Consider the following 4,657-nt stretch of genomic DNA (forward strand, 5'->3'; position numbering starts at 1 on the left):
ATCACCTGGGTCCAGCCGGGGGTGCGCCCCCGGGCGAGTGCGCCGCGGAGGGGCCCCGACAGGACGACGCGGTCGCCCGCACCCCGGTCGAGCTTATCGTTGACGGCGTCCCCGGGGACGCGGTCGCCGTACCGCCCGTGCATGGCCCGGGCGACCTCCGGGCGGGGTGTGTACCCACTGGCGTCGACGCTCATGAGCCATTCGATGTCGCCCTCGGGCAGCCCGTGCTCGGCCAGGAAGTCCAACAGCGTGGCGCGGTAGGCGGCGTCCCGGTCGATCAGGGTGTTGTCCAGGTCGAGCAGCAGCAGGGGCATGGACGGGCCGGTCCTCACAGTCGGTGTGCCTTCAGTGCCATGTGCAGCAGCAGCCGGTCCTCGCCGTCGTCCAGGTCGAGTCCGGTGAGCTTCTCGATGCGGGAGAGGCGGTAGTACAGGGTCTGGCGGTGGATGCCCAGCTCGGCGGCGGCCCGGGCGGCCTGCCCGGCGCAGTCGAGGTAGACCTCGGCGGTCCGGGCGAGTTCGTGGTGGACCGGGGCGAGCAGCGTGCGGGCGACGGGGTCGTGGGCGACCTCCGGGGGCAGGGCCGTGAGCAGCCGGAACGGCCCGATCGACGCCCACTGTGCGACCGGCCCGAACCGCGCCTCGGCCAGTGCCGCCCGGGCGGCCGCCGAGGCCTCTGACCAGGCGGTCGCCAGGTCGGCCAGGCCGGAGCGGGGGGTGGCGACACCGGCCGCGGGGCCGGCTGTGCCTGTTCTGCTTGCCGTGCCCGCTGCACTCGCCGTGCCCGCGGAAGGTCCGTCCGTGCCGCCGGTGGCGCTTCCGCCCGGACCGCTGCCGTCCGCTCCCCGGGAAGCGGCGCTCGCCGGGCCGCTGCCGCCCGCTCCTCGCGAAGCCGCGTCCCCCGGGCCGCGTCCCCCTCGCGCCCGCTCCAGCAGCCGCCCCGCCGCCGTCGTCGCGGGTGTGAGGACGTCCGGGGAGCGCAGGCGGATCAGGAGCGCCAGGCACTGGGCCGTCGCGCCCCACGGCAGCGTGCACAGGGCCGTCGCGCCGGGGACCGCGCGGACCGACGGGGCGTCGTCCGGGTCGGCCGAGGGCCAGGGGGCGACGCACATCAGGGCGTGGAGGCCGTCGGCGCGAGGGCCGAGGGCCGTGCGGAGCTCGGCGACGGCCATGTCGCTCTGCCAGCCGCGCTCGGCCGTGAGGACCGCTCTCAGTTCGCGGCTGAGGTCGGCGCCGTGCTGGGCCTCGTCCGCGAGCAGGGCGCCGATGCGGGCCGTGACCCCCATGGCGGCGGCGAGCTGGCGTTCGCTCGGGCCGGGATCGTCGTCCAGGAGCCAGATGTAGCCGTGCACCACGCCCCGGTGGCGGACGGGGAGACAGATCCGGCCGCGGTAGACCCCGGCCTCCGGTGTCGGGGGGATGCGGACCGGGCCCGTCGCCCGGGTGATGCCGAAGCCCTCGAACCACGCCCGGACCGCCGCCGTCGAGCGGCGGGTGAGGATCGAGCGGGTGCGCACCGGGTCCAGGGCCGACGGATCGAGGTCGCCCTCACTGTCGTAGGCACCGAAGGCGATCAGCTCGAAGTCCCGGTTCTCCAGCGTAGCGGGCGCGCCGAGCAGCTCCGAGATCTCGTCGACCAGCTCCTCGTAGTCGCCTCTGTGTTCCGACGTCACCCGGGCATTGTCGCGCACTTCCCGGATCCCTTCATACATCTGTCTGAGATCTGCGGCACGGATGCGTGACAGCTGTCGATGGCCGACGATCGGAGGGATCCTTAGGTTTCACGGTGGTTCTCCGTGCCGTACCCGACGCGCCATCCGCAAGGGGTCCGGCCTTCACGTTGCTTGTGCTCTGGAGGTGCCCCGTGCTGGGTCCCGTGATTCTCGCCGCGTCCCGCAGCGACCGGATGCGACGCCTGGTCTCGGCGGCACCGGTGACCAAGCAGGTCGTCGACCGCTTCATCCCGGGCGAGGACGTCGACGACATCGTCCCCGTCGTCCGGGTCCTCGCCGATCACGGCCTCGAACTGACGATGGACGTCGTCGGCGAGGACATCACCAACCCCGCGCAGGCCGCCGCCGCCCGGGACGCCTACCTGGAGCTCGTCGACCGCCTCAAGCCGCTGGAGCTTGGCACCCGCGCCGAGATGTCGGTGAAGCTGTCGATGTTCGGGCAGGCGCTGGAGGGCGGCCACGAGCTGGCCCTGAGCAACGTCCGCCCGGTCGTCGAGGCCGCCGCCGAGATCGGCACCACGGTCACGCTCGACGCCGAGGACCACACCACCCTGGACTCGATGTTCGCCATCCACGAGGAGCTGCGGAAGGACTTCCCGCAGACCGGCTGTGTCATCCAGGCCTACCTGTTCCGCACCGAGGCCGACGCCCGCCGGCTCGCCGCGAGCGGCAGCCGGGTCCGCCTGGTCAAGGGTGCGTACAAGGAGCCCGCCTCGGTCGCGTACCAGGACAAACACGAAATCGATCGGGCATACGTCCGCATTCTGCGGACGTTGATGGAGGGGGAGGGGTACCCGATGATCGGGTCCCACGACCCGCGCCTGATCGCGATCGGACAGGAGCTCGCCCATCAGGCCGGGCGCAAGCTCGACGAATACGAGTTCCAGATGCTGTACGGCATCCGCACCGACGAGCACCTGCGGCTGGCCGCCGAGGGCCACCGGATGCGCGTGTACACCGCGTACGGCACCGACTGGTACGGCTACTTCATGCGCCGACTCGCGGAGAAGCCGGCCAACCTGCGCTTCTTCGCCCGGAGCATGCTCACCAAGGGCTGACAGCCCTTCGTGGGGCGAGAGCCCTGCGAGGGGCCGAGAGCCCGTCAAGGGCCGAGACCGAATCACCGCTCAGTAAGGAGTTAGGGAAAACATGGACGCTGTGACCCAGGTCCCCACCCCCGTCAACGAGCCGGTGCACGGCTACGCCCCCGGCTCGCCCGAGCGCGCCCGGCTGGAGGCCCGGCTGAAGGAGCTGGCCGACAACCCCGTCGACCTGCCCTGCACCATCGGCGGCGAGAAGCGGATGGGCGGCGGCGAGGCCTTCCAGGTCGTCCAGCCGCACAACCACCAGGCCGTGCTCGGCACGTACCGCAACGCCACGCAGGCGGACGCCCAGGACGCCATCGACGCCGCCCTGGCCGCCGCCCCCGCCTGGCGTGCGATGTCCTTCGACGACCGCGCGGCGATCATCCTGCGCGCCGCCGAGCTGCTGTCCGGCCCCTGGCGCGAGACGCTCGCCGCCTCCACCATGCTCGGCCAGTCCAAGACCGCCCAGCAGGCCGAGATCGACACGCCCTGCGAGCTGATCGACTTCTGGCGGTTCAACGTCTCCTACGCCCGCAACCTCCTCGCCGAGCAGCCGCCGGCGAACTCCCCGGGCGTGTGGAACCGTCTGGACCACCGCCCGCTGGAGGGCTTCGTCTACGCGGTCACGCCCTTCAACTTCACCGCGATCGCGGGCAACCTGCCGACGGCCCCCGCCCTGATGGGCAACGTCGTCGTCTGGAAGCCCTCCCCGACGCAGACCCACGCCGCCGTGCTGCTGATGCAGCTGCTGGAGGAGGCCGGTCTGCCCAAGGGCGTCATCAACCTCGTCACCGGTGACGGCATCGAGGTCTCCAAGGTCGCCCTGGAGCACCGCGACCTCGCGGGCATCCACTTCACCGGCTCGACCCCCACCTTCCAGTACCTGTGGAAGACGGTCGGCAACAACATCGAGAAGTACCGCACGTACCCGCGCCTCGTCGGCGAGACCGGTGGCAAGGACTTCCTCGTCGCCCACCCGTCGGCCGACCCGGCGATCCTGAAGACGGCGTTCACCCGCGGTGCCTTCGAGTTCCAGGGCCAGAAGTGCAGCGCCACCTCCCGGGCGTACATCCCCGCCTCGATCTGGAACTCCGGTTTCAAGGAGGAGCTGGCCGCCGAGGTCGACGGCATCAAGATGGGTGACGTCACCGACCTGTCGAACTTCATCGGCGCCGTCATCGACGAGCGTGCCTTCGCCAAGAACAAGGCCGCCATCGACCGCGCCAAGGAGGACGCCTCCTGCACGATCGTCGCGGGCGGCACCTACGACGACTCCGTGGGCTACTTCGTCCGCCCGACCGTCATCGAGTGCACCGACCCGGAGAACGAGGTCTTCCGCACCGAGTACTTCGGCCCGATCATCGCCGTGCACGTCTATGAGGACGACAAGTACGACGAGATGCTGACCCAGATGGAGTCCGTCTCCGACTACGCCCTGACCGGTGCGGTCATCGCGAACGACCGCGCGGCAGCGGCCTACACGGCCGACAAGCTCCGCTATGCGGCCGGCAACTTCTACATCAACGACAAGTCGACCGGCGCCGTCGTCGGCCAGCAGCCCTTCGGCGGCGGCCGTGCCTCCGGCACCAACGACAAGGCCGGCGCACCGCAGAACCTGATGCGCTGGACCCTGACCCGCGCCATCAAGGAGACGCTGGTCCCGCCGACGGACTACACGTACCCGCACATGGGCTGACACCCTCCGGGTGAACCGACGGGCCAGGTCGAAAAGACCTGGCCCGGCGGGATGTGCGGGGGAAGACTGGTGCGATGTCCACAGATCGGTAGAGCGTCGTGTTGGGTAAGTGTGTTGTGTGTTGGGTGTAGATGTGGGGGGTGG

3 protein-coding genes and 1 pseudogene are annotated in these 4,657 nt (G+C 70.9%); 2 read left to right on the forward strand and 2 right to left on the reverse strand.

What is annotated here, in order from left to right; all coding sequences use genetic code 11:
• Together ABZ281_RS38645 and ABZ281_RS38650 are read right to left on the reverse strand one after the other, a co-directional pair.
• Positions 1-314, reverse strand: a pseudogene (locus ABZ281_RS38645) (HAD family hydrolase); the annotation flags it as partial.
• Between the two features lie 14 nt (positions 315-328).
• Positions 329-1,672 carry a helix-turn-helix domain-containing protein gene (locus tag ABZ281_RS38650; RefSeq protein WP_356662690.1) on the reverse strand — a complete coding sequence of 448 codons (1,344 nt, stop codon included), beginning with the start codon at positions 1,670-1,672 and terminating at the stop codon, positions 329-331.
• A 191-nt stretch (positions 1,673-1,863) separates the two neighbouring features.
• On the opposite strand from ABZ281_RS38650, the gene ABZ281_RS38655 reads away from it, so the two are divergent.
• Together ABZ281_RS38655 and pruA are read left to right on the forward strand one after the other, a co-directional pair.
• Complete coding sequence (locus ABZ281_RS38655; RefSeq protein WP_356662691.1) at positions 1,864-2,790, forward strand: proline dehydrogenase family protein; 927 nt, start codon at positions 1,864-1,866, stop codon at positions 2,788-2,790.
• Positions 2,791-2,881: 91 nt separating this feature from the next.
• Positions 2,882-4,513, forward strand: coding sequence for an L-glutamate gamma-semialdehyde dehydrogenase (gene pruA / locus ABZ281_RS38660; RefSeq protein WP_356662692.1), 1,632 nt, complete (start codon positions 2,882-2,884; stop codon positions 4,511-4,513).
• Positions 4,514-4,657: the final 144 nt, after the last annotated feature.

The organism is Streptomyces sp. NPDC006265 (genome assembly GCF_040613555.1).
GTDB lineage: Bacteria > Actinomycetota > Actinomycetes > Streptomycetales > Streptomycetaceae > Streptomyces.